The organism is Neorhizobium sp. CSC1952, assembly GCF_030378245.1.
In the GTDB taxonomy this organism is placed as follows: domain Bacteria; phylum Pseudomonadota; class Alphaproteobacteria; order Rhizobiales; family Rhizobiaceae; genus Neorhizobium; species Neorhizobium oryzae_A.
Genome location: NZ_CP128416.1, coordinates 1,199,861 through 1,222,838, shown reverse-complemented (window position 1 = coordinate 1,222,838; position 22,978 = coordinate 1,199,861). Strand labels below are relative to the sequence as shown.

The following is a 22,978-nucleotide window of genomic DNA, read 5'->3' as shown; positions in this document are numbered from 1 at the left end:
CGAGATGTCAGAGCCCCCAGAGCCTCGGCTCTGCGCATTCCAGGCTGTTGCCGGCGGGATCGCGGAAATAGATCGAGCGGGCGCCGTTCGGCCAGCGGAAATCGCTTTCGATGGCAATGCCTGCCTTGTTGAGCTTTTCCTTGAGCCTGTCAATCGCCTCGTCGCTCATGCGGAAACAGACATGTCCGGGACCCGTCGTGCCGTGCGGCGGCACGGGCAGCGCGTCGGCCGGCGGCGGCTTTATCGTTTCAGCCGGATTGAAGATCAGCAGGATGCCCGGCCCCGAGCGGAAGAAGACGTGCCGGTTGCCGGCGCGCAGCACCTTTTCGAGCCCGAGCACACCGCCGTAGAACGCCTCCGCCGCATCGAGGTCGTCGGCATAGAGCGCGGTTTCGAGAATGCCTTCGATCATAATTTCCCTCTCCTTGCCGCGGCCCCTCATCCGCCTGCCGGCACCTTCTCCCCGCACGCGGGGAGAAGGGTATTTGCCGCGCCGTTTTCCGCAGATACGACGTTTCGCGGGGCACGTTCCCTCTCCCCGTCAGAACGGGGAGAGGGTTAGGGTGAGGGGCAATATCTTATGCAATCGCCTGTTTCTGCAGCGCCACCAGTTCCTGCGTGCCCGCCTGCGCGAGCGCCAGAAGCTGCAGGAATTCTTCCTGGCTGAAGGGCGCGCCTTCGGCCGTGCCCTGCACCTCCACGATGCCGCCCGCGCCGGTCATGACGAAATTGGCATCCGTCTCGGCCGCGGAATCTTCGAGGTAATCGAGGTCGATCACCGGCTGGCTGGCGAAGATGCCGCAGGAAATCGCCGCCACGTGATCCTTCAGCACCTTCTCGACCTTGATCATCGAGCGGGCTTCCATCCATTTCAGGCAGTCGTAGAGCGCCACCCAGCCGCCGGTGATCGAGGCGGTGCGCGTGCCGCCATCCGCCTGGATGACGTCGCAGTCGACGGTGATCTGCCGTTCGCCGAGCGCTTCGAGATCGACGACGGCGCGCAGCGAGCGGCCGATCAGCCGCTGGATTTCCTGCGTGCGGCCGCCCTGCTTGCCGGCTGCGGCCTCGCGCTTCATGCGCTCGCCGGTGGCGCGCGGCAGCATGCCGTATTCCGCGGTCACCCAGCCCTTGCCGGAATTCCTGAGCCACGGCGGCGTCTTGTCTTCGAGGCTTGCGGTGCAGAGCACGTGCGTGTCGCCGAATTTGACGAGGCAGGAGCCTTCTGCGTGCTTCGAAAAATTGCGCTCGAAAGAGACCTTGCGCATCTGGTTCGTCTGTCTGCCTGAAGGCCGCATTTTTTGCTCCCTGGATTTCGGTTTCTGCCTTCTAAAGCAATTCCAGGAAAAGTGCGAAGCGGTTTTCCGTCCGGAATTGCGAAAACTGAAAATCTCCAATTCCAGGAAAAGTGCGAAGCGGTTTTCCGTCCGGAATTGCGAAAACTGGAAATCCCGCGGGAACCGCCGCCGGGAGGGAGCCTGCTTTTTGAATGGCCGTGATCATCGCCCGGGCGATTTCCCTTTTGCGAAGACGCGGGCGAATGATTATATTTTCCGTGGGATCAACGGATTGGTGAAGGTTTAGATGGGTTTTTCGGCACCGGCGGGTAGGGAGAGCGGCTCTGTGCTCGATGACCGTTCGCGCGAAATTTTCCGCCGCATCGTCGAGAGCTATCTTGAGACGGGCGAGCCGCTCGGCTCCCGCAGCCTGTCCCGCCTGCTGCCCATGTCGCTCTCGCCGGCCTCCGTGCGCAATGTGATGAGCGATCTGGAGGAACTGGGCCTCATCTACTCGCCGCATATCAGCGCCGGCCGGCTGCCCACCCAGTCGGGCCTCAGGTTCTTCGTCGACGCCTTCATGCAGGTGGGTGACCTGTCGGAGGAGGAGCGGGCCAGCATCGACCGGCAGATCCGCCCGGCGGACCGCGACCAGCCGATGGAGAGCCTGATGGCGGAGGCGAGCCTGGTGCTGTCCGGCATGTCGCGCGGCGCCGGCCTCGTCATCACCGCGAAAAGCGATCCGGTGCTGAAACATGTCGAGTTCATCCGCCTGGAGCCCACCAAGGCGCTGGCGGTGCTGGTCGGCGATCACAACCAGGTGGAAAACCGCATCATCGAGCTGCCGGCGGGGGTCACGTCGTCGCAGCTCACCGAGGCGGCCAATTTCCTGAACGCCCATCTGACCGGCCAGACGCTGCCGGACCTGCGCGGCCAGTTGAAGAAGCTCAAGGACGAGGTGCAGGGCGAGCTTTATGCTCTCTCGCAGGATCTCGTCGAGCGCGGACTGGCCGTCTGGTCGGGCGACAACAGCGAGGAAGGCAAGCCGAGCCAGCTTATCGTGCGCGGCCGCGCCAACCTGCTTCAGGGCCTCGACGACGCGGCCGATCTGGACCGCCTGCGCCTTCTCTTCGACGATCTCGAAAAGAAGGACAGCCTGCTCGAGATCCTCGATCTTGCCGAGCGGGGGCCGGGCGTGCGCATCTTCATCGGCTCGGAAAACAAGCTCTTTTCGCTTTCGGGTTCCTCGCTCATCGTGGCGCCCTATCGCGACGGAGAGGACCGCATCATCGGCGCCGTCGGCGTCATCGGCCCGACGCGGCTCAATTATTCCCGCATCGTGCCGATGGTGGATTACACCGCCCAGCTCCTGGCGCGGCTGTCGCGGTGATCTCCGCGGACCTCAGCCCCAAGTTTCCCGCCAAGCCTTGATTTTTTCGCTTTAAACCTCGATATCGGGCACGAATCCGAGCCCAGAAATCCAAGCAAGAATAACCGGAGACCGTCATGACCGACGAAACCAAGAAGAACGGACCTGACGCAACTGCCGCCGAAAACACGGCGGAAGCCGTGGCGTCTGCTCTCGAGGAGACGGCCGCGGAGAATGCCGCAGAAACGCCGGCCGCAGAGGCAGTCCAGGAGCCCGATCCGCTTGACGTGCTGAAAAACGAGAATGCCGAATTGCGCGATCGCTTCCTGCGGCTTGCCGCCGAGATGGACAACCTGCGCCGCCGCACCGAGCGCGACGTGAAGGATGCCAAGTCCTATTCCGTGGCCGGCTTCGCGCGCGACATGCTCGCCGTTTCGGACAACCTGCGCAGGGCGCTGGACGCCGTGCCGACCGAAATGCGCGCCGGCGCCGATGCCACGTTGAGCACGCTTCTCGAAGGCGTGGAAATGACCGAGCGTTCCATGCTCTCGGCGCTGGAGCGGCACGGCGTGAAGAAGATCGAGGCGGAAGGCCAGAGGTTCGATCCGAACTTCCACCAGGCGATGTTCGAAATCCCGGACACGGCCGTGCCGAACAACACGGTGGTTCAGGTCGTCCAGGCCGGCTTCACGATCGGCGAACGCGTTCTGCGTCCGGCCATGGTCGGGGTCGCCAAGGGCGGTCCGAAGCAGGAAGCTCCGGCGGCCGAAACCGCAGGCGAAAAGAACGCGTGATTGGCGCTAGAGCAATTCCAGGAAAAGTGTGAAGCGGTTTTCCGTCCGGAATTGCGTAAAATCAAAAGGTTAGAGCGGTTCTGCGTTTCCATGAAAAGCTGAAACGCTCTAACTGCCGCGTGCTTCTGGGAATTTGCCCCTCACCCTAACCCTCTCCCCGCATGCGGGGAGAGGGGACGCGCCGAACTTTCCGGTTGCGGTTAAGGAAGCCGGCGCGGCATATCCCCTTCTCCCCGTAAGGGCGGGCAATCGCATATGAGGAACCGAGCAAGTTCGGCTTGCGCCCTCTTCTCCCCAGCGGGGAGAAGTGCCGAGCAAAGCGAGGCGATGAGGGAGTGTACACGCGGCAAACGCATCGCTGGAGTTTGGCTTCGCCCCCCCTCATCCGGTCCTTCGGACCACCTTCTCCCCGCTGGGGAGAAGGTGAGCGCGCTGCCGCCTCGTCTTTCCACAGAAGCATCAGCATATTTTGCTCAGATGCAATTGCCCTGCCGCTCGCGGGGAGAAGGTGCCCGGCAGGGCGGATGAGGGGCAGCGCGGGAGCGCATCCAATCCAAAACCAAAGCCGCCCGGCGCCGTTTCGGCAGCCGGGCGGCTTCGTCTCGTCCCCACGAAAATCCGTTTGCCGTCACGCGGCGTGGTTGGCCTGTTCCTCGTTGAGGAAGGCGTAGATCGCCGAGGCGGAATCGGTCTTGCGCAGCTTGGCCACCAGTTCCTGGTCGCGCAGTACGCGGGCAATCCGCGACAGCGCCTTCAGATGGTCGGCGCCGGCGCCTTCCGGTGCGAGCAGCAGGAAGACGAGGTCGACCGGCTCGTCGTCGAGCGCTTCGAAATCGACCGGCGCTTCCAGGCGCGCGAAAATGCCCTTGATCGAGGAGATGCTGTTGAGCTTGCCGTGCGGAATGGCGATGCCATGGCCGACGCCGGTGGAGCCGAGCCTTTCCCGCTGCAGGATGACGTCGAAGATTTCCCGTTCCGCGACGCCGGTGATTTTGGAAGCTTTCGCCGCCAGTTCCTGCAGGAGCTGCTTTTTGGAATTCACTTTGAGGGCAGGAATAATCGCATCTTGCTGCAGCAAATCTGCCAATGCCATTCTCGTCATCCTTTGTGCCGCAAGAGCTTTGCTCCAGGCGAAGGGGAGCGCCGTCCCCGACGCTCTCCCCGAGATTGTTCAGTTCTTGATATTGGTGGAATCGATCCAGCCAATATTGCCGTCGTTGCGGCGGTAAACGATGTTCAACTCTTCCTTGCCGGGGCTGCGGAACAGGAGAACCGGTTCGTCGGTCATGTCCAGCGCCATCACGGCGCTTGCCACCGACATTGTCTTCAATTGCTTCGAGCTTTCGGCGACGATGGTCGGCGCGAAATCCTCGGGCAGTTCATCCGCTTCATCCGGTATGCGGTCCATGACGGTGTAGGCGACTTCCGCGTGGCCGTTCATGTGGTTGCCCGCATGATGATCCTTGAGCCGCCGCTTGTAGCGGCGCAGCCGCTTCTCGATCCGCTCTGCCGCGGCATCGAAACTGCCCTGCGGATCATTCGCCTCTCCCGCCGCATGCAGGACGATCCCGGTGTCGAGATGCACCTTGCAGTCAGCCGAAAAGCGCGAACCGGACTTTTCCACGATGACCTGGCTGGCATACCCCCCGTCGAAGTACTTGGCCACTGCCTCACCGATCTGCTCCTCGATCCTTTGACGGAACGAATCGCCAATTTCCATATGCTTACCGGATACACGCACACTCATGGAATTTTTCCTTCTTGTCGTGACTTGCGTGTTTCAGTCTACGCCAAGCCGCCCCCTCATCCAAGCCATTCGCATGCGACAAGGCCAAATTGCTGCAATCGATGCCTGCTGGATAGTGGGATTGTCCGTACCATGTTCCGTGCAATTGCGGCGGGCTTCTAGCGTCCGGGGCCGGGAATGTCAACGGTCGCGGGCATCAGGAATTCGACGTAGTCCGGGAGAGGCTTCGGCGCGCGGGTGCGCGGCCTAGAAAGCCGCGACCTTGGCAAGCGCGCGTTTCTCCCGCCGGCGCTGTACGGAGGAGGGGATGTTCATCGCCTCGCGGTATTTCGCGACGGTGCGGCGGGCAAGCTCGACGCCGCCGCGCTTCAGGCTGATCACGATGTCGTCGTCGGAAAGCACGGCGTCCGGCGTCTCCTGGGCGATCATCTGGCGGATGCGGTGACGCACCGCTTCGGCCGAATGGCTGTCGCCGCCTTCCTCGGCCGAGCCGATCGAGACGGTGAAGAAATATTTGAGCTCGAACAGGCCTCTGGGCGTCAGCATGTATTTGTTGGAGGTGACGCGGCTCACCGTCGATTCATGCATTTTGATCGCCTCGGCGACCGTCTTCAGATTGAGCGGCCGCAGGTGGTCGACGCCGTGCATCAGGAAGGCGTCCTGCTGCCGGACGATTTCGGCCGCCACCTTCATGATCGTCTTTGCCCGCTGGTCGAGGCTGCGGGTCAGCCAGTTGGCGTTCTGCAGGCATTCGGAGAGGAAATTGTGGTCCTCGCCGTTCTTCGGGCAGTTCTTCGCGACCTTCTGGAAATAGGCCTGGTTCACCAGCACGCGCGGCAGCGTGTCGGGATTGAGCTCGACCATCCAGCTTCCGTCCGGCGCGGCGCGAACGACGATATCGGGCGCGATCGTCTCGGAAACGCCGCTTTCGAACCCGGCGCCCGGCTTCGGATTGAGCCCGCGGATTTCCGCCAGCATGTCGATCAGGTCCTCGTCGTCGACGCCGCAGATTTTCCTGAGCGACGCGAAGTCGCGCTTGGCAAGCAGTTCCAGATGGTTGACGAGCGCCTCCATGGCCGGGTCCAGCCTGTTTTTCTGACGAAGCTGTATCGCCAGGCATTCGCTGAGCGAGCGGGCGAAGACGCCCGGCGGGTCGAGCGTCTGCAGCGCCTGCAGAATGGCCTCCACGTCCTCGGCGCGCTTGCCGAGGCGGGCCGCGATTTCCTGGAGGTCTCCCTGCAGGTAGCCGGCCTCGTCGAGCTGGTCGACCAGGTGCTGGGCGACGAGGCGGTCGGCCGCGCCGCCGAGAAGAAAGGGGACCTGCTGGTTCATGTGGTCGCGCAGCGTCACCTGGCCGGCGACGAAGTCGTCCAGGTCGTAATCCTCGCCGGCTTCCCCGCCCGGCATGCTTTTCCACTGGCTGAGCAATTCCGGTGCGTCTGCGCGCCGCGCCGGGCCGTCGTCGGGAAAGACGTTTTCGAACCCCGTATCGAGCCCTTCGTCGAGCCGTTCTGCCGTGATGGAGGAGGAGGTGCCTTCGTACCAGTGCCCGTCGGTCGCCCCGTCGGTGCCGTCGCCCCCGCTTTCGGAATCGGAAAAGGCCTGGTTGTCCTCAAAGCCCGTTTCGGCGCCGTTTTCGCCGCCGTCTGACGCGATTTCGAGCAGCGGATTCTTCTCGACTTCCTGGGCGATGAACTGGGTGAGCTCGAAATGCGTCATCTGCAGCAGCTGGATGGATTGCATCAGCTGCGGCGTCATCACCAGCGATTGAGTCTGCCTCAGGAAAAGGCTGGCGGATAAACCCATGACGGACGCGAAACTCCCCTGGAATCTCCCTGCGCCGCTCCTTCATGAAGCGGCGACCCACGCTTCCGGCCATGCCCCTTCGACGGCCGGATTTCGCAACTGGCACAAGAATTGCTTTTTTAGAAGATTTGGTCAAGCGCTGCCGTGCGGAGAAGGTAAACTTCTTTGCCGCACGGGATGCTTTGCGGCACGCCACTACAGGCTGAACTTGTCGCCCAGGTACAAGCGGCGGACGTCCGGGTTGTTGACGATATCGTCAGCCCGGCCGTGCGTCAGCACTTCGCCCGCGTGGATGATATAGGCCCGGTCGATAAGGCCGAGCGTCTCGCGGACGTTGTGGTCCGTTATCAGAACGCCGATCCCGCGCGCCGTCAAGTGGCGCACGAGATTCTGGATATCCGAGACGGAGATCGGATCGACGCCGGCGAACGGCTCGTCGAGCAGCATGAAGGCCGGATCGGTCGCCAGCGCCCGGGCGATTTCGAGGCGCCGCCGCTCGCCGCCGGAAAGCGCCACCGCCGCGGATTTGCGAAGCTGGCCGATATGGAACTCGTCCAGAAGCTCGTCGAGCTTGCTTTCCCGCTTGTCCCTGTCCGGCTGGTGCACTTCGAGCACGGCGCGGATATTCTCCTCCACCGTCAGCCCGCGGAAGATCGAGGCTTCCTGCGGCAGGTAGCCCACGCCGAGCCGTGCCCGGCGGTACATCGGCATCCGGGTGACCTCGTTGCCGTTGATGGCGATCATGCCTTCGTCGACCGGTACGAGCCCGGTGATCATGTAGAAGCAGGTGGTCTTGCCGGCGCCGTTCGGTCCGAGCAGCCCGACGGCCTCGCCGCGGCGCACGACGAGCGACACGCCGTTGACGACGCGGCGCGTATCATAGGTCTTGGAAAGGCCGTGCGCGACGAGCGTTCCCTCGTAGCGCGCTTTGTCGCGTGCGACGAAGGGTTCGGGCGCGGACGGCTTCCTGGCCGACAGACTGGAGAGCAGCGGTATTTTCACGTCGGGCGTCTGTTATCGGTTTTGTTGCTGCTGCCGTGATTTCGGATCGAGCATGATCTCGACGCGCCCGCCGCAGCTGTCGAGCTTCGCCTCTCCGGTTGCCATCAGCACGGTGAGCTTGCAACCCTTGAATACGTTAGGCCCTTCGGAAAGCACGACCTGCTTGCCGGAAAGCACGAAAGTCTGGGAGGCCATGTCGAACTCGCCCTTTTCGGCGGTCGCCTGTTGCGTGCCGGAGCTCAGGAAGACCGTGCCGTCCAGGAAGATCTTGTCGATATTGGCATTGCCGGCGGTGACCGACGCGCCTTCCTGGCCCGTATAGAGGACGGTCATCTTGCCCGCCTTCATCGTGGTCGAGCCTTGCACGACCTGGACGTTGCCGGTGAAGAAGGCCTTCTTCTCCTGCTCCTTGATCTCGAGCTGGTCGCTCTGGATCTGGATGGGCTGGTCGCCGGAAAGCTTGAGGCCTTCCATCTGGCTGGTGGTCGATTGGGCGTGTGCAGCGGCGGCGAGACAGGACATCAAGCCTGCCGCGATCAGAACTGCGGTATTCCGGGTAAGAAGGCGGCGATACATCATGGCGGCCGGGCTCTATTTGCCTTGGTTGCGGATTGCGGCAGGGTCGAGATGGACGCGAACCTGGCCTTGGAATGTGATAGTGCGTCCCTTATCCGTTATCTTTAAAGACTCTGCAACAATCGAACCTTCCTTCATGGAGATATCGACGGGGTCGGGCGTGTCCATGGTCCCTCCGGGGATATCCATGCGGGCGGATTTGAAGCGGGCGGTGATGCCGTTCGACAGGTTGACGTCGAAAGGCGCGGTGAGGTTGAGCTTGTCGGAACCGCGGTCGAAGTCGGCGCCGGTCGCCGTCACCCGCGCGATCACGTCGTCGTTGATCGGCACGGCGGCCTTCACGTCCTCGAGCGTGATCATGTTGGGGTTCTGGATGTCCTGCAGCGCGCGGGTGGCGATCATCGAATAGCTGATGCCGTCGCTGTTGCGGCCCGAGATCGCCGGACGCTCCATGACGATCTTGCCGTTCTCGATGCGGGCGTTCTCGATGGAGAGGTTCTCCGGCAGATAGGCGCGGATGATCGAAACGCCGATGAAGAGGGCCGAGATCACGGCGGCGCCGACGGGCAGCAGGACTTTCAGCTTCCGCACCAGCGTGGAATGGGCGAGCGCTGCCTGATAGGCGTCGGCATGCGGATCCAGCGCCGCCACGAGGCCTGCCGTCTTTCGAATATGCTGCAGCATGGTTGCCGGATCGATCCTTGTTTGCCTTTCGCCGTCCCCTCCGCCGTTCGGCCGGAATCGGAACGGAAGCGGCTTTGCTTGTCCGCCAATATGGTTTTTATTCATCAACAAACAATAACGGACAACATAAAAACGTGATGTGCCCTGCTGCAAAACGCGCTAGAGAGCCTATTTAGCAGCGCGCAGCGCATCTCGAAAGGTGGTCTCATGGATCAAATGGCAATCGCGGACCGGCGTTCACTGCGCCGCAAGCTGAGCTTCTGGCGCATCGTCGCCCTGGTCTTTCTGATCGGCATCGGGTTCGCGCTCTACCGGTTCGCCGGCGGCGACCGCGTGGGGGCGGCCGGGCCGCATGTCGCCCGCATCGAGATTTCCGGCATGATCACCGACAACAAGGAGCTTCTGGAGCGGCTCGACCGGATCGCCGGCAGCAGTCAGGCCAAGGCGCTCATCGTGTCGATCTCCTCGCCGGGCGGCACGACCTATGGCGGCGAGCGCATCTTCAAAGCGCTCCGCCATGTCGCGGAAAAGAAGCCGGTCGTCTCCGACATCCGCACGCTCGCGGCCTCCGCCGGTTACATGGTCGCCGCCGCCGGCGACCAGATCGTCGCCGGAGAAAGCTCGATCACCGGCTCGATCGGCGTCATCTTCCAGTACCCGCAGATCGCCGAGATGATGCAGAAGATCGGCGTCTCGCTGGAGGAGATCAAATCGGCGCCGCTGAAGGCCGAACCGTCGCCCTTCCACCCGGCGAGCGAGGAAGCCAGGACGATGATCCGCAACATGGTGATGGACAGCTACGGCTGGTTCGTCGATCTGGTCGCCGACCGCCGCAAGCTGCCGCGCGAAGACGTCCTGAAGCTGGCCGACGGGACGATCTTCACCGGGCGCCAGGCGCTCAACGTCAAGCTGGTCGACAAGCTCGGCGGCGACGAGGACATAAGGGCCTATCTGGAATCGCGCGGCGTCTCGAAGGACCTGCCGGTCGTCGATTGGAAGGAGCGCGGATCCTCCTCGTCCTTCTGGTTCGCGAGCGCCATGGCCGAGTTCGTCCGGCAGACCGGTTTAGGTGAGGCGATCGCTCCCTATGCCTTTCGGATATTCGGGACGGACAAGTTGTTTCTTGACGGTCTGGTCTCCGTTTGGCAGGTTGGGCGCGGATGAAAATCTAATTTTTTCAGGGGACAACCGTGATCAAGTCAGAACTGGTTCAGATCGTTGCAGCCCGCAATCCGCATCTCTACCATCGCGACGTCGAGAACATCGTGAACGCCGTGCTCGACGAGATTACAGATGCTCTGGCCGCCGGAAACCGCGTTGAACTGCGCGGCTTCGGCGCATTCTCGGTGAAGAATCGCCCCTCCCGCTCCGGCCGCAATCCCCGCACCGGCGAAAGCGTCTTCGTCGAGGAGAAGTGGGTTCCCTTCTTCAAGACCGGCAAGGAGCTGCGCGAGCGCCTCAACCCCGACCTCGCCGACGAGGACGATTGATCCCGCTGCGCGGTCGTCCGTCGCCCTTGAAACCCCCTGAAGTGCGCCTATTCTGCAACGGACGCCGATAAAACGGCAGGTCGCCTGTTGCCGGAGAATCCCATGGACAAGTTCAAACGGATCGTCTCTCTCGTCATCTTCGTGCCGCTCGGCATCGTGCTGATCGTGCTCGCGGTGGCGAACCGCCAGGTGGTGACGTTGGCGCTCAATCCTTTTCGGCCGGAAGACGGCGTTCTATCGGTAAGCGCGCCCTTTTTCCTGTTCCTGTTCCTGGCCGTCTTGGTCGGCATGCTGGTCGGCTCGGCGGTCACCTGGTGGAGCCAGGGCAAGCACCGAAAGCAGGCCCGCGCCGAGGCGCGCGAAGCCGTGAAGTGGCAGAACGAGCACAAGGCCGCCGTCGCGGGACGGTCGGCCTCGTCGCAACTGCCTTCGAAATAGGATCAGGCCTCGCCGGCCTTGGCGACCACGGCCTTGTTGAAATCCGCGAAGAACTGGGCTGCGAGCTTCTGCGAGGTCGAATCGATCAGGCGCGAGCCGAGCTGGGCGAGCTTGCCGCCGACCTGCGCCTTGGTGGAATACCGCAGCAGCGTGTCGGTGCCGTCTTCCACTAGCGTCACGGTCGCCGAACCCTTGGCGAAGCCCGCGATGCCGCCCTTGCCTTCGCCCGAAATCGTGTAGCTTTCCGGCGGGTTGATATCGGAAAGGGTGACTTCGCCGGAGAAGTTGGCCGAGACGGGGCCGATCTTCAGCTTGACGGTGGCGGCGAGTTCCGTTGGCGATTTCTGCTCCAGCGTCTGGCAGCCGGGAATGCACTGCCGCAGGATTTCCGGATCGTTCAATGCCTGCCAGACCACTTCGCGGGGTGCTGCAATACGTTCTTCGCCGCCCATGTCCATGTGATGATCCTCCGAAAATGCATGTTGAAGGCTTATTGCAAGCCCGATGTCGTTTGCCAAGTGGGACAGATGCAGGGACAATAGACGAATGTAGTACCGTATGACAATAATGAAAACGTCACTTTCTTCGATTTGCCCGGCTTTGAAGAATTCCCGGTAAATGTTATCTGCTGCCGCACGACAGGAATTTCCCAGGCGGACGAACGCATTGAAGAACAAGGAAAGGCGGCCGGGCGCGAAGCTCCGGGCCGAGGCCGGAAAGCGGCCGGCGCGCGAACATGCCGCCGCCAGGCCCGCATCCCGGCCCTTCGAAAAACCGGCTAAACCCGTGCCCGCCACGCCGCAGGCCGAAACCCGCGCGCTTGTTCCGCGTGAGGGGGACCGCCCGGCCGAACGCGTGCCGGTCATCCTGGAATCGGCCGGTGCCGGCGATTTCCACCTGATCGACAGCGGCAACGGTTTGAAGCTCGAACAATACGGACCTTACCGCATCGTCCGGCCGGAGGCGCAGGCGCTCTGGCAGCCGGCGCTGGCCTCCCATGTCTGGGAAAAGGCGGATGCGGTCTTCACCGGCGATACGGACGAGGACGGCATGGGCCGCTGGCGTTTTCCGAAGGAGGCGCTCGGCGAGACCTGGCCGCTCTCGCTGCTCGGCGTCGATTTCCTCGGACGCTTCACGGCCTTCCGCCATGTCGGCGTCTTTCCGGAGCAGATCGTCCATTGGGACTGGATGAAGACCCGCGTCGAAGAAGCCGGACGGCCCTTAAAGGTGCTGAACCTTTTCGGCTATACGGGCGTCGCATCGCTCGTCGCGGCAGCGGCCGGCGCGGAAGTCACCCATGTGGATGCCTCGAAGAAGGCGATCGGCTGGGCGCGCGAAAACCAGTCGCTTGCAAGACTCGACAAGGCGCCGATCCGCTGGATCTGCGAGGATGCCATGAAATTCATCCTGCGCGAGGAACGCCGCGGCAACCGCTACGACATCATCCTCACCGATCCGCCGAAATTCGGCCGCGGCCCGAACGGCGAGGTCTGGCAGCTCTTCGACCATCTCCCGCTGATGCTCGACATCTGCCGCGAGCTGCTGTCGCCGAGAGCGATCGGCCTTGTCCTGACCGCCTATTCGATCCGCGCGAGCTTCTATTCCATCCACGAGCTGATGCGCGAGACGATGCGCGGGGCAGGCGGCGCGGTGGAATCGGGCGAGCTCGTCATCCGCGAGGCCGGCCTCGACGGCAAAAGCCCCGGCCGCGCGCTCTCCACCTCCCTTTTCAGCCGTTGGGTGCCTGCATGACCGACGATCATCACAAATCCGGGCCGAGACGGGTGGGGCAGGTGAAGGAAGTCACTTCGCTCGCCAATCCGATCATCAAGGATATCAAGGCGCTCACCAACAAGAAGGACCGTGAGGAAAGCGGCACCTTCATGGCCGAAGGCCTCAAGCTCGTCATCGACGCGCTGGAGCTCGGCTGGTCGATCCGCACCCTCGTCTACGCCAAGGCCGCCAAAGGAAAACCCCTGGTGGAGCAGGTGGCGGCAAGGACGGTCGCCCATGGCGGGCTGGTGCTGGAAGTCAGCGAAAAGGTGCTGTCCTCGGTCACCCGCCGCGACAATCCGCAGATGGTGGTCGGCATTTTCGAGCAGCGCTGGAAGAGGCTCGACGACCTGAAGCCCGTGAAGGGCGAGACCCTCGTGGCGCTCGACCGGGTTCGCGATCCCGGCAATCTCGGCACCATCATCCGCACCGCGGATGCGGCCGGCGCTTCGGCCGTCGTCCTGGTCGGAGAATGCACCGATCCCTTTTCGCTGGAGACGGTCCGCGCCACCATGGGCTCGGTCTTCGCCATGCCGGTCGTCAGATGTTCGGCGGAGGAATTCCTCGCCTGGCAGAAGCGCTCGGGCGCGGAGGTCGTCGCCACCCATCTTGCCGGCGCCGTCGACTACCGCACTGTGGACTATGCGAAGAAGCCGGTCGTCCTGCTGATGGGCAACGAGCAGTCCGGCCTGCCGGACAATCTTGCTGGGGCGGCCGACCGCACCGTGCGCATCCCGCAGCAGGGCAGGGCCGATTCGCTGAACCTCGCCGTCGCGACCGCCGTCATGCTCTTCGAGGCGCGGCGCCATCTTCTGAGCCTGGACGAGAAAAAATGACCGGACGCGCTTTTCTTTCAAGACCGCTGACGGCCCTGATCGTCATCGTCATGGCGGTTCTTCTCGATCAGGCCGTGAAGATTGCGGTGGAAGCCTATCTTCCTATGCATGAGGCGGTGCCCCTCCTGCCGGTTCTCGCTCTCTACCGCACCTACAATCTCGGCGTCGCCTTCTCGCTTCTTTCGGGCATGGAGCGCGAGTTCATCGTCGGCATGCGCATTGTCATCGTCGCCTTCGTGCTCTGGCTCTGGCGCCGCACGCCGAAGGATCGCCCCTTCGCGCATGCGGGTTTCGCGCTGATCATCGCCGGCGCGATCGGCAACCTGATCGACGGTTTCATCTACGGCCATGTGATCGACTATATCCTGTTCCACACCGCCACATGGTCGTTCGCGGTCTTCAATCTGGCGGACAGTTTCATCACCGTCGGCGCCGGTTTGGTGATCCTCGACGAGCTTTTCGGGCCGAAAAGCAAACCGGAAACGACCGATCGGTAAAATTTTACCTGGTTGGTCTAAGGATTGGGAAAGAAACCCCGGCTAGTCTTTCCCCATGCGCGACATTGCCGAAATACATGAGCGTATTGTCAAAGCGTTCGCGTCTCCCGCCTCGGCCGAAGCCGGCGAGCCGGAGGTCGAGAATATCGTGCCCGCACTGGGACTGCGGTCGCGGGAGGAACCTTCTGCGCCGGCCAATGCCTTCGTCGCGTTCTTTTCCCGCATGGCGGAGTGGCGCCGCAACCGCTCGGCCGCCCGGTTCCACCGGGCCTGGAAGGAGGCCGAAGCCGCAAGCGCCGCCAAGTCGCGCCAGATCGCCACGGTCGTCCACGAGATCCGCACGCCGCTGAACGGCATCCTCGGCATGACGCATCTCCTCTATCAGACCAAATTGACGGCGGAGCAGCAGAACTATCTGAGCGGCATCCGTCAGTCGGGTCACGCTCTGGCGCAGCTCGTCGAGGACCTCCTCGACTATTCGACGCTGGAGGCCGGCCGCTTCCGGCTCAACAACCGGGCGGAAAACCTGCGCCACCTGATCGAAAGCGTCGTCGAGATGCTGGCGCCCCGGGCGCACGAGAAGCGCATCGAGATCGCGGCGACGGTCGAGGCCGACCTGCCCGATCTTCTCGATTTCGACCCCGCGCGCATCCGGCAGGTGCTTTTCAACGTCATCGGCAATGCGGTGAAGTTCACCGCCGAAGGCGGCGTTCTGGTGCGGGCCTTCGTCGAAGACGATCATGTGACGATCGCCGTCATGGATACCGGTCCCGGCATGACGGCCGAGGAGCAGGCGCGGATTTTCGGCGAGTTCGAGCAGGCGGGTTCCGCCGAAGCGCGCAGCGGCGGCACCGGCCTCGGCCTCGGCATCGCATCCCGCATCCTCACCGAATTCGGCGGTTCGCTTTCGGTCGCCAGCCGCAAAGGGATCGGCAGCACGTTCACGATCCGCTTCCCTCTGTGCCTTGCGGAGACCGCCCCATCCGGAGGCGTGGCGCGCGACCAGTTGCTGGCCCGCTCCCGCGTCCTGCTGCTGGCGCCCGACGGTCCGGCGGCGGTAGCGACCGTGTCGAGCATCGAAACGCTCGGCGGCCGCTGCCGGCATGTCTCGAACCCGGTCGACGTCCAGATGCTGATCGACCGCGCCGAAGCGGGTTCCGTTCCCTATACCGACCTCATCGTAGACCACCGGCTCGCCTCCGATTATGCCAACGAAAAGGCCCATGCCCGCCTCCACCGCATCCTGCTCGTCAATCCGGAGGAACGGGCGTCCCAGCCGCAGGATTTCTTCGATGCCTGGCTCATCCGGCCGCTTCGGGAAAAGTCGCTGATCGACGTGCTGAGCGGCCGCCTGCGCGGCTTCGGCACCCGCGACACGTTCGGCGACAACGGCCCGGCCCCGGCTGCTCCCGTGGTCGAGAGGCCCGCCGGCGGGCTCGACGTGCTCCTGGGGGAAGACGATCCGGTCAACGCCCTCCTCATCCGCGCCGTGCTCGGAAAGGCGGGCCATCGCGTCCGGCTCGTGGAGGATTTCCCGGCGCTGATCGACGCGGCGTTGGAAGAGGAGCCGCGCACCGATCTCATCGTCTCCGACATGCACATGCCGGGCGGCACCGTCTTCGACCTTCTTTCGGCCTTGCGCGCCGGCGGGCGCCAGGACACCCCTCTCCAGGTTCCCGTGATCGTCCTGACGGGCGAAGGCCGCGAATCGGCCCGGCAGGAAGCGCTTCTCCAGGGCGCGGCTCGCGTGCTCGCAAAGCCGGTGGACCCCCTCAAGCTCCTTGAGGAAATCAGGGCCGTGTGCGCTCATCGCAACGAGCGTCAACAGGTCCGTTGACGCCGTCATCGGTGGAACCTATTGTGACAGAAACTGTCACGATCCTGTCGCAGAGAAGTGATTTATGGCGGTGATCCAACCGGGACGGGACGAATCACCATGACAATTGAACTCCTGAACCGTGAATTGACCCCTGAAGCAAACCAGGCGCCGGCCTCAATCCCGGCAGGCGGCGATACATTCGGCCGCATCGGCACGCTCGAAACGCGGCTGGCCCGCAGCGAGCGCGAGATCGACGCCGCGCAGGCGGTCCGCTACCGCGTCTTCGTCGAGGAGATGAACGCCAGCTTGAACCCCGAGGCGATGCGCCTGCGGCGCGACGTCGATGCCTATGACGCGATCTGCGACCATCTTCTCGTCATCGACAACGCGATCGAAGGCGACATCGAAGACCAGATCGTCGGCACCTATCGCCTGCTCAGGCAGGACGTGGCGCTCGCCAACGGCGGCTTCTATTCGGCCTCCGAATTCGACATCGAGCCGCTGCTCGCGCGTCATCCCGAAAAGCGATTCATGGAGCTCGGCCGCTCCTGCGTGCTGCCGGATTACCGCACCAAGCGCACGGTCGAGCTGCTCTGGCAGGGCAATTGGGCCTATTCGCTGAAGCACGGCATGAACGCCATGTTCGGTTGCGCCTCCTTTCCGGGCGTCCAGCCGGAAGAGCACGCACTGGCGCTTTCCTTCCTGCATCATACGGTTTCGGCCAAGGGGGAGTGGGCGGTTTCGGCCCGTCCGGAACTCCGTCGCGACATGGACCTCATGCCCTTCGAAGGCGTCAATGCCCGCAAGGCCCTGTCGGCGCTGCCGCCGCTCATCAAGGGCTATCTGCGCCTCGGCGCGATGATCGGCGACGGCGCCGTCGTCGACCACGCCTTCAACACGACCGACGTGCTGGTCGTGCTGCCGATCGCCTCGATCTCCAGCCGCTACGTCAACTACTACGGCGCCGACGCCGGAAGGTTCGCGAGCTGAGGGGATATTCCCGAAACGCTTCTAACGGACGAGCCGGATCGGCGCGTTATATTGCGCGATCGTCTCATCCGAAGTCAGCAGCAGCATGCCTTCCCACATGGCTTGCGCGATCAGGATTCGGTCGAACGGGTCCTTGTGGATCGGTTGAAGCATATCGACTTCCAGCGCGTGAGAGGCGGTGACCGCCAATTCCTTGAAATCGCTTTCGATCAGCACCCGATGGAGCATGCGGGGCGGAAGCTCGAGTCCGATCTTTCCGGAAGAATATTTGATCGACAGTTCCCATATGCTGGCTGAACTGAAGAAAATGTCGTTGTCGACATTTTCGATGATTTCGCGCGCCTCCGGAGGCAACCTGTCGGATGCACCGACAAGCCACACCAGAAGGTGAGAGTCGAGCAGTATCCTCATTCGTGATTACCGTAGAAGAGGTCCTCGATCTCCTTATCCATTCCCTGATCGAGATCGTCGGGAATGAAAAACTGGCCGTCGAGAACTCCGATGCGCCGTTTCTTCGGCGCCTCTTCCAGCGGAACCACCTTCACCATCGGCTTCCCGGCCTTGGCGATGACGAAGGGCTTGCCCTTTGCCGCATCCTCGACGAGGCGCGACAAGTGTGTCTTGGCATCATGGATATTGACGGTCTTCATGGTTTCCACCCCGAGTGGACTTAGTCCGATGAACTTAGTCCACTCGGGAGATTTTTTCAAGCGGCCTCACGTCCCCGCATTGTAGGCCGCGATCGCCGCCATGTTGACGATGTCGCTGTCCTTCGCGCCCATCGATGTGATCTGCACGGACTTGTCGAGGCCGACGAGCAGCGGGCCTATAACCGTCGAGGCGCCGAGTTCCTGCAGCATGCGCGTCGAGATCGAGGCGGAATGGATCGCCGGCATGACGAGCACGTTGGCCGTGCCGGAAAGCCGGCAGAACGGATACTGCTCCATCCGGTGCGGATTGAGCGCCACGTCGGCCGCCATCTCGCCGTCGTATTCGAAGTCGACGCGCCGCTGGTCGAGGATCTTCACCGCTTCCCGCACCCGCTCGGAGCGCTCGCCGATCGGCTGGCCGAAGGTGGAATAGGCAAGCAGCGCCACGCGCGGCTCGTAGCCCATGCGCTTGGCGACGCGGGCGGCCTCGACGGCGATATCGGCGATGTCCTCCGCATTCGGCATGTCGTGCACGGCGGTATCCGCCACGAAGATCGTCCGGCCGCGCGAGATGACGAGCGACACGCCGATCACCTTGTGCCCCGGCTTGATGTCGATGCAGCGGCGCACGTCGGAAAGCGCGGTCGCATAGTTGCGGGTCGTGCCCGTCACCATCGCGTCCGCGTCGCCCACGGCCACCATGGTGGCGGCGAAATGGTTGCGGTCGTTGTGGATCAGGCGCTGCACGTCGCGGTGCAGGAAACCCTCGCGCTGCAGGCGGGCATAGAGGTGGTCGATATAGGCGTCGACGCGGTTCGACAGGCGCGCGTTGACGATCTCGATCCCCGGCCGGCCGAGATCGATGCCGGCTTTCTCGGCGGTCGCGCGGATCACGTCGTCGCGGCCGAGCAGGATCGCGGTGCCGAGCTCCTGCTGGCAGAAGGAGATCGCCGCGCGCATGACCTGCTCTTCCTCGGCTTCGGCGAAGACGACGCGCTTCGGAAAGCGGCGGACGCGTTCGTAGATGCTCTGCGTCGTCGCGGCGATCGGATCGCGGCGGGCGGAAAGCTCGCGGCCATAGGCGGCGAGGTCGGTGATGTTCTTGCGCGCCACGCCGCTTTCCATCGCCGCTTCCGCCACCGCCACCGGAATTGCCGAGATCAGGCGCGGATCGAACGGCACGGGGATGATGTACTGCGCGCCGAAGCGCGGCCGGTTGCCCTGATAGGCGGCCGCCACGTCGTCCGGCACGTCCTCGCGGGCGAGCGCCGCGAGCGCCTGGGCCGCTGCGATCTTCATCGCGTCGTTGATCTGGGTCGCCCTGACGTCGAGCGCGCCGCGGAAGATGTAGGGGAAGCCGAGCACGTTGTTGACCTGGTTCGGATAGTCCGAACGCCCGGTCGCCATGATCGCGTCGTCGCGGATGCGGGCGACTTCTTCCGGGGTGATCTCCGGATCGGGGTTCGCCATCGCGAAGATGATCGGCCTGTCGGCCATCGAGCGGATCATCTCCTCCGTGAAGGCGCCCTTCTGGGAAAGACCGAACACCACGTCGGCCCCTTCCATCGCTTCGGCCAGCGTCCGCCTGGTCGTCTTCACCGCATGCGCCGATTTCCACTGGTTCATGCCCTCGGTGCGGCCCTGGTAGATGACGCCCTTGGTGTCGACCAGGATGATGTTTTCCGGCGCAAAACCCATCGCCTTGATGAGCTCGACGCAGGCGATCGCCGCCGCCCCCGCGCCATTGCAGACGAGCTTCGTGGTCTTCAGGTCGCGGCCGGTCAGTTCCAGCGCGTTGATGAGGCCCGCGGCGGCGATGATCGCCGTGCCGTGCTGGTCGTCATGGAAGACCGGAATGTCCATCAGTTCGCGCAGCCGGCTTTCGATGATGAAGCATTCCGGCGCCTTGATGTCCTCCAGGTTGATCCCGCCGAAGGAGGGGCCGAGATAGCGCACGCAGTTGATGAACTCGTCGACATTCTCGGTATCGACTTCGAGGTCGATGGAATCGACGTCGGCGAAGCGCTTGAAGAGGACCGACTTGCCTTCCATGACGGGCTTGGAGGCGAGCGCGCCGAGATTGCCGAGGCCGAGGATCGCCGTGCCGTTGGAGATGACGGCCACCATGTTGCCGCGCGTCGTGTAGTCGTAGGCCGTTGCCGGATCGGCGGCGATCGCCTTCACGGGCACGGCGACGCCGGGCGAATAGGCGAGCGACAGGTCGCGCTGCGTCGCCATCGGCTTGGTCGGGTTGATCTCGAGTTTCCCCGGCCGGCCTTCCGAGTGGAAATCCAGCGCTTCCTGTTCGGTCACCGAAGCGCGCGCACGGGCGGCCTTGTCGTTGGCAGGCATATCTCCTCCAGCTTTTTGTGGGCAGCCGTCCTTGAGGCCGCGGCAGATGTTGTCTTTCAGGGGTCACCATCGATAGTGTCGTCAATTCCCTTGCGCAACAAAAATTCGGTTCCGTGACCCAGTTTGAAAGATTCTCCACCGACGTCCAAAAGGGCGAAGCCCTGAACGCCGCCGTGCTCGCCTCGGAGGAAAGCCGCGCGTCCGCGACGCCGATGATGGAGCAGTATATCGAGATCAAGGCGAACAATCCGGGTTCGCTGCTTTTCTACCGCATGGGGGATTTCTACGAACTCTTCTTCGAGGATGCGGTGGAGGCGTCGCGCGCGCTCGGCATCACGCTGACGCGGCGCGGCCAGCATATGGGTCAGGACATCCCGATGTGCGGCGTGCCGGTCCATGCGGCCGACGACTATCTCCAGAAGCTCATCGCCCTCGGTTTCCGCGTCGCCGTCTGCGAACAGGTGGAAGATCCGGCGGAAGCGAAGAAGCGCGGCTCGAAATCGGTGGTGAAGCGCGACGTGGTTCGTCTCGTGACGCCCGGCACGATCACCGAGGAAAAGCTGCTTGTCGCCTCCGAGTCCAACTATCTCATGGCGCTCGCCCGTATCCGCGGTTCATCCGAAGCGCAGATGGCGCTTGCCTGGATCGACATCTCCACGGGCGTCTTCCGGCTGGCGGAAACCGATCCTTCCCGCCTGCTCGCCGATATCCTGCGCATCGATCCGCGCGAACTGATCCTGCCGGACACGATCTTCCATGATGCCGAGCTGAAGCCGGTCTTCGATGTGCTCGGCAAGGTGGCCGTGCCGCAGCCCGCCGTGCTCTTCGACAGCGCCAGCGCCGAAGGCCGCATCGCCCGCTATTTCGGCGTCGGCACGCTGGACGGCTTCGGCACCTTCTCCCGCTCCGAGCTCGCGGCGGCGGCCGCCGCCGTCGCCTATGTGGAGAAGACGCAGATTTCCGAGCGCCCGCCGCTCGGGCATCCGGAGCGGGAAAGCGGCGCCTCGACGCTCTTCATCGATCCGGCCACGCGCGGCAACCTGGAGCTCACGAAGACGCTTTCCGGCGACCGCGACGGCTCGCTCCTGAAGGCGATCGACCGCACCGTCACCGGCGGCGGCGGGCGTCTGCTCGCCGAGCGGCTGATGTCGCCGCTGACCGATCCGGACCGCATCAACCGGCGTCTCGATTCCATCTCCTTCCTTCTGGAAGAGCCCGGCCTTTGCAGCGAGTTGCGCGGGGCGCTGAAACACGTGCCGGACATGCCGCGTGCCCTGTCGCGCCTGGCGCTCGACCGCGGCGGCCCGCGCGATCTCGGCGCCATTCATCGCGGCCTCGAAGCGGCGCGCGGCGTTGCGGCTTTCCTCGACCGTGCGATGCTGCCGGAAGAACTCGGCGAGGCGCTGGCCGACCTCAAGGCCCTGCCGCTGCAGCTCGAATCCATGCTCGCCAACATGCTGGCGGACGAACTGCCGCTCCTGAAGCGCGACGGCGCTTTCCTGGCGGAAGGCGCGATTTCCGAGCTGGACGAGGTCCGCGCGCTGCGCGACCAGTCGCGCAAGGTCATTGCCGGCCTGCAGCTCCAATATGCCGAGGAGACCGGCATCAAGTCGCTGAAGATCAAGCACAACAACGTGCTTGGTTATTTCATCGAGGTGACGGCCGGCAATTCCGGCACCATGACCGATACGCCGGAGGGCAAGGCGCGCTTCATCCACCGCCAGACCATGGCGAGCGCCATGCGCTTCACCACGACCGAGCTTGCCGATCTCGAAAGCCGCATCGCGAACGCCGCCGACCGGGCGCTGACGATCGAGCTCGAAGCCTTCGGCAGGATGGTTGCGGCAGTCACCTCTGAAGCCGAGGCGATCAAGGCCGGCGCCCGCGCGCTCGCCGTCATCGACGTGGCGGCCGGTCTCGCGATGCTGGCCGAGGAATGGGACTACCGCCGCCCGGCCGTCGATGCGTCCCGCATGTTCGCGATCGAGGGCGGCCGCCATCCGGTGGTCGAACAGGCGCTGCGCCGCCAGTCTTCCGGCCCGTTCATCGCCAACGACTGCGACCTCTCCCCTGAAGGCGGTGAATTCGGCGCTCTCTGGCTGCTCACCGGCCCGAACATGGGCGGCAAGTCGACCTTCCTGCGCCAGAACGCGCTGATCGCCATTCTCGCCCAGATGGGCTCCTTCGTGCCGGCGGCTTCGGCCCATATCGGCATCGTCGACCGGCTCTTCTCCCGCGTCGGCGCATCGGACGATCTCGCCCGCGGGCGTTCCACCTTCATGGTCGAGATGGTCGAGACGGCCGCGATCCTCAATCAGGCGACCGATCGCTCGCTGGTCATCCTCGACGAGATCGGCCGCGGCACCGCGACCTTCGACGGCCTCTCCATCGCCTGGGCCGCCGTCGAGCATCTGCACGAGGCGAACCGCTGCCGCGGCCTCTTCGCCACCCATTTCCACGAGCTGACGGTGCTTTCCGAAAAGCTCAACCGCCTCTCCAACGCCACGATGCGGGTGAAGGAATGGGACGGCGAGGTGATCTTCCTCCACGAGGTCGGCCCCGGCGCCGCCGACCGTTCCTACGGCATCCAGGTCGCCCGCCTTGCCGGCCTCCCGGACTCCGTCGTCGCCCGCGCCCGCGACGTGCTGACCAGGCTGGAAGACTCCGACCGCAAGAACCCCGCGAGCCAACTGATCGACGACCTGCCCCTCTTCCAGGTCGCCGTCCGCCGCGAGGAGGTCAAGCGGGCCGGTTCGTCCAAGGTGGAAGAAGCGCTGAAGGCGATCAATCCGGACGACATGACCCCCCGCGAGGCCTTGGATGCGCTTTACGCGCTGAAGAAGCAGCTCGGGTAGTCGATTCTTGGACGGACTTGAACTTC

Annotated in this window: 22 protein-coding genes and 1 pseudogene; 11 read left to right on the top strand and 12 right to left on the bottom strand. The window is 63.8% G+C overall.

Going from position 1 to position 22,978, the window contains the following annotated elements; all coding sequences use genetic code 11:
- Positions 1–7: 7 nt before the first annotated feature.
- Positions 8–412: a VOC family protein gene (locus QTA58_RS06275; RefSeq protein ID WP_085423340.1), complete on the bottom strand. Its 405-nt coding sequence runs from the start codon at positions 410–412 to the stop codon at positions 8–10.
- 166 nt (positions 413–578) lie between these two features.
- The gene (gene rph, locus QTA58_RS06270) at positions 579–1,295 is read right to left on the bottom strand and encodes a ribonuclease PH (RefSeq protein WP_289672115.1); all 717 of its coding nucleotides are present in this window, start codon (positions 1,293–1,295) and stop codon (positions 579–581) included.
- Positions 1,296–1,581: 286 nt separating this feature from the next.
- On the opposite strand from rph, the gene hrcA reads away from it, so the two are divergent.
- Positions 1,582–2,664 (top strand): heat-inducible transcriptional repressor HrcA, encoded by a 1,083-nt coding sequence (gene hrcA, locus QTA58_RS06265; protein WP_085422106.1) that lies wholly within the window; start codon positions 1,582–1,584, stop codon positions 2,662–2,664.
- A 116-nt stretch (positions 2,665–2,780) separates the two neighbouring features.
- Entirely contained in the window at positions 2,781–3,437 is a 657-nt protein-coding gene (gene grpE / locus QTA58_RS06260; RefSeq protein WP_289672114.1) for a nucleotide exchange factor GrpE, read from the top strand.
- Between the two features lie 628 nt (positions 3,438–4,065).
- Here the strand turns inward: grpE and ptsN are convergent.
- The 6 genes and pseudogenes from ptsN to lptC all read right to left on the bottom strand — a co-directional run bounded on the left by ptsN (position 4,066) and on the right by lptC (position 9,252).
- Positions 4,066–4,530: a PTS IIA-like nitrogen regulatory protein PtsN gene (gene ptsN, locus QTA58_RS06255; RefSeq protein ID WP_085422108.1), complete on the bottom strand. Its 465-nt coding sequence runs from the start codon at positions 4,528–4,530 to the stop codon at positions 4,066–4,068.
- Positions 4,531–4,608: 78 nt separating this feature from the next.
- Positions 4,609–5,184 carry a ribosome-associated translation inhibitor RaiA gene (raiA, locus tag QTA58_RS06250; RefSeq protein WP_085422109.1) on the bottom strand — a complete coding sequence of 192 codons (576 nt, stop codon included), beginning with the start codon at positions 5,182–5,184 and terminating at the stop codon, positions 4,609–4,611.
- Between the two features lie 246 nt (positions 5,185–5,430).
- A complete protein-coding gene (gene rpoN, locus QTA58_RS06245) occupies positions 5,431–6,990 on the bottom strand; it encodes an RNA polymerase factor sigma-54 (protein ID WP_289672113.1) in 1,560 nt (519 codons plus the stop codon).
- Between the two features lie 195 nt (positions 6,991–7,185).
- Positions 7,186–7,923, bottom strand: a pseudogene (lptB, locus tag QTA58_RS06240) (LPS export ABC transporter ATP-binding protein); the annotation flags it as partial.
- 81 nt (positions 7,924–8,004) lie between these two features.
- Entirely contained in the window at positions 8,005–8,571 is a 567-nt protein-coding gene (locus tag QTA58_RS06235; protein ID WP_289672112.1) for an LptA/OstA family protein, read from the bottom strand.
- Between the two features lie 12 nt (positions 8,572–8,583).
- Positions 8,584–9,252, bottom strand: coding sequence for an LPS export ABC transporter periplasmic protein LptC (gene lptC / locus QTA58_RS06230; RefSeq protein ID WP_289672111.1), 669 nt, complete (start codon positions 9,250–9,252; stop codon positions 8,584–8,586).
- Between the two features lie 207 nt (positions 9,253–9,459).
- On the opposite strand from lptC, the gene sppA reads away from it, so the two are divergent.
- The 3 genes from sppA (at position 9,460) to QTA58_RS06215 (ending at position 11,180) form a co-directional block, all read left to right on the top strand.
- Positions 9,460–10,416 (top strand): signal peptide peptidase SppA, encoded by a 957-nt coding sequence (gene sppA, locus QTA58_RS06225; protein WP_289672110.1) that lies wholly within the window; start codon positions 9,460–9,462, stop codon positions 10,414–10,416.
- Between the two features lie 26 nt (positions 10,417–10,442).
- Positions 10,443–10,742: an integration host factor subunit beta gene (locus tag QTA58_RS06220; RefSeq protein ID WP_085422114.1), complete on the top strand. Its 300-nt coding sequence runs from the start codon at positions 10,443–10,445 to the stop codon at positions 10,740–10,742.
- A 102-nt stretch (positions 10,743–10,844) separates the two neighbouring features.
- On the top strand, positions 10,845–11,180 hold the full coding sequence (locus tag QTA58_RS06215) for a lipopolysaccharide assembly protein LapA domain-containing protein (RefSeq protein WP_085422115.1): 336 nt from the start codon (positions 10,845–10,847) through the stop codon (positions 11,178–11,180).
- Between the two features lie 2 nt (positions 11,181–11,182).
- Here QTA58_RS06215 and QTA58_RS06210 read toward each other — a convergent pair whose 3' ends face one another.
- Positions 11,183–11,638: a carbon monoxide dehydrogenase subunit G gene (locus QTA58_RS06210; protein ID WP_085422116.1), complete on the bottom strand. Its 456-nt coding sequence runs from the start codon at positions 11,636–11,638 to the stop codon at positions 11,183–11,185.
- Positions 11,639–11,846: 208 nt separating this feature from the next.
- Between QTA58_RS06210 and QTA58_RS06205 the strand changes: the two genes are divergently transcribed.
- The 5 genes from QTA58_RS06205 (at position 11,847) to QTA58_RS06185 (ending at position 17,095) form a co-directional block, all read left to right on the top strand.
- Positions 11,847–12,932, top strand: a complete 1,086-nt coding sequence (locus QTA58_RS06205) for a class I SAM-dependent methyltransferase (protein WP_289672109.1) — start codon at positions 11,847–11,849, stop codon at positions 12,930–12,932.
- Positions 12,929–13,789 (top strand): RNA methyltransferase, encoded by an 861-nt coding sequence (locus QTA58_RS06200; protein ID WP_289672108.1) that lies wholly within the window; start codon positions 12,929–12,931, stop codon positions 13,787–13,789. The genes QTA58_RS06205 and QTA58_RS06200 overlap by 4 nt, the downstream gene beginning before the upstream one ends.
- A complete protein-coding gene (lspA, locus tag QTA58_RS06195) occupies positions 13,786–14,286 on the top strand; it encodes a signal peptidase II (RefSeq protein ID WP_289672107.1) in 501 nt (166 codons plus the stop codon). Before QTA58_RS06200 ends, lspA begins: the two co-directional genes overlap by 4 nt.
- 55 nt (positions 14,287–14,341) lie before the next feature.
- Positions 14,342–16,123: an ATP-binding protein gene (locus tag QTA58_RS06190; RefSeq protein ID WP_289672106.1), complete on the top strand. Its 1,782-nt coding sequence runs from the start codon at positions 14,342–14,344 to the stop codon at positions 16,121–16,123.
- 99 nt (positions 16,124–16,222) lie between these two features.
- Positions 16,223–17,095 (top strand): GNAT family N-acetyltransferase, encoded by an 873-nt coding sequence (locus tag QTA58_RS06185; RefSeq protein WP_085422120.1) that lies wholly within the window; start codon positions 16,223–16,225, stop codon positions 17,093–17,095.
- 21 nt (positions 17,096–17,116) lie between these two features.
- Here QTA58_RS06185 and QTA58_RS06180 read toward each other — a convergent pair whose 3' ends face one another.
- The 3 genes from QTA58_RS06180 to QTA58_RS06170 all read right to left on the bottom strand — a co-directional run bounded on the left by QTA58_RS06180 (position 17,117) and on the right by QTA58_RS06170 (position 20,097).
- A complete protein-coding gene (locus QTA58_RS06180) occupies positions 17,117–17,506 on the bottom strand; it encodes a type II toxin-antitoxin system VapC family toxin (protein WP_289672105.1) in 390 nt (129 codons plus the stop codon).
- On the bottom strand, positions 17,503–17,745 hold the full coding sequence (locus QTA58_RS06175) for a type II toxin-antitoxin system prevent-host-death family antitoxin (RefSeq protein WP_289672104.1): 243 nt from the start codon (positions 17,743–17,745) through the stop codon (positions 17,503–17,505). Before QTA58_RS06175 ends, QTA58_RS06180 begins: the two co-directional genes overlap by 4 nt.
- 66 nt (positions 17,746–17,811) lie before the next feature.
- Entirely contained in the window at positions 17,812–20,097 is a 2,286-nt protein-coding gene (locus QTA58_RS06170; protein WP_289672103.1) for an NADP-dependent malic enzyme, read from the bottom strand.
- Positions 20,098–20,309: 212 nt separating this feature from the next.
- Between QTA58_RS06170 and mutS the strand changes: the two genes are divergently transcribed.
- Entirely contained in the window at positions 20,310–22,952 is a 2,643-nt protein-coding gene (gene mutS, locus QTA58_RS06165; RefSeq protein WP_289673039.1) for a DNA mismatch repair protein MutS, read from the top strand.
- The last annotated feature ends 26 nt before the right edge of the window (positions 22,953–22,978 follow it).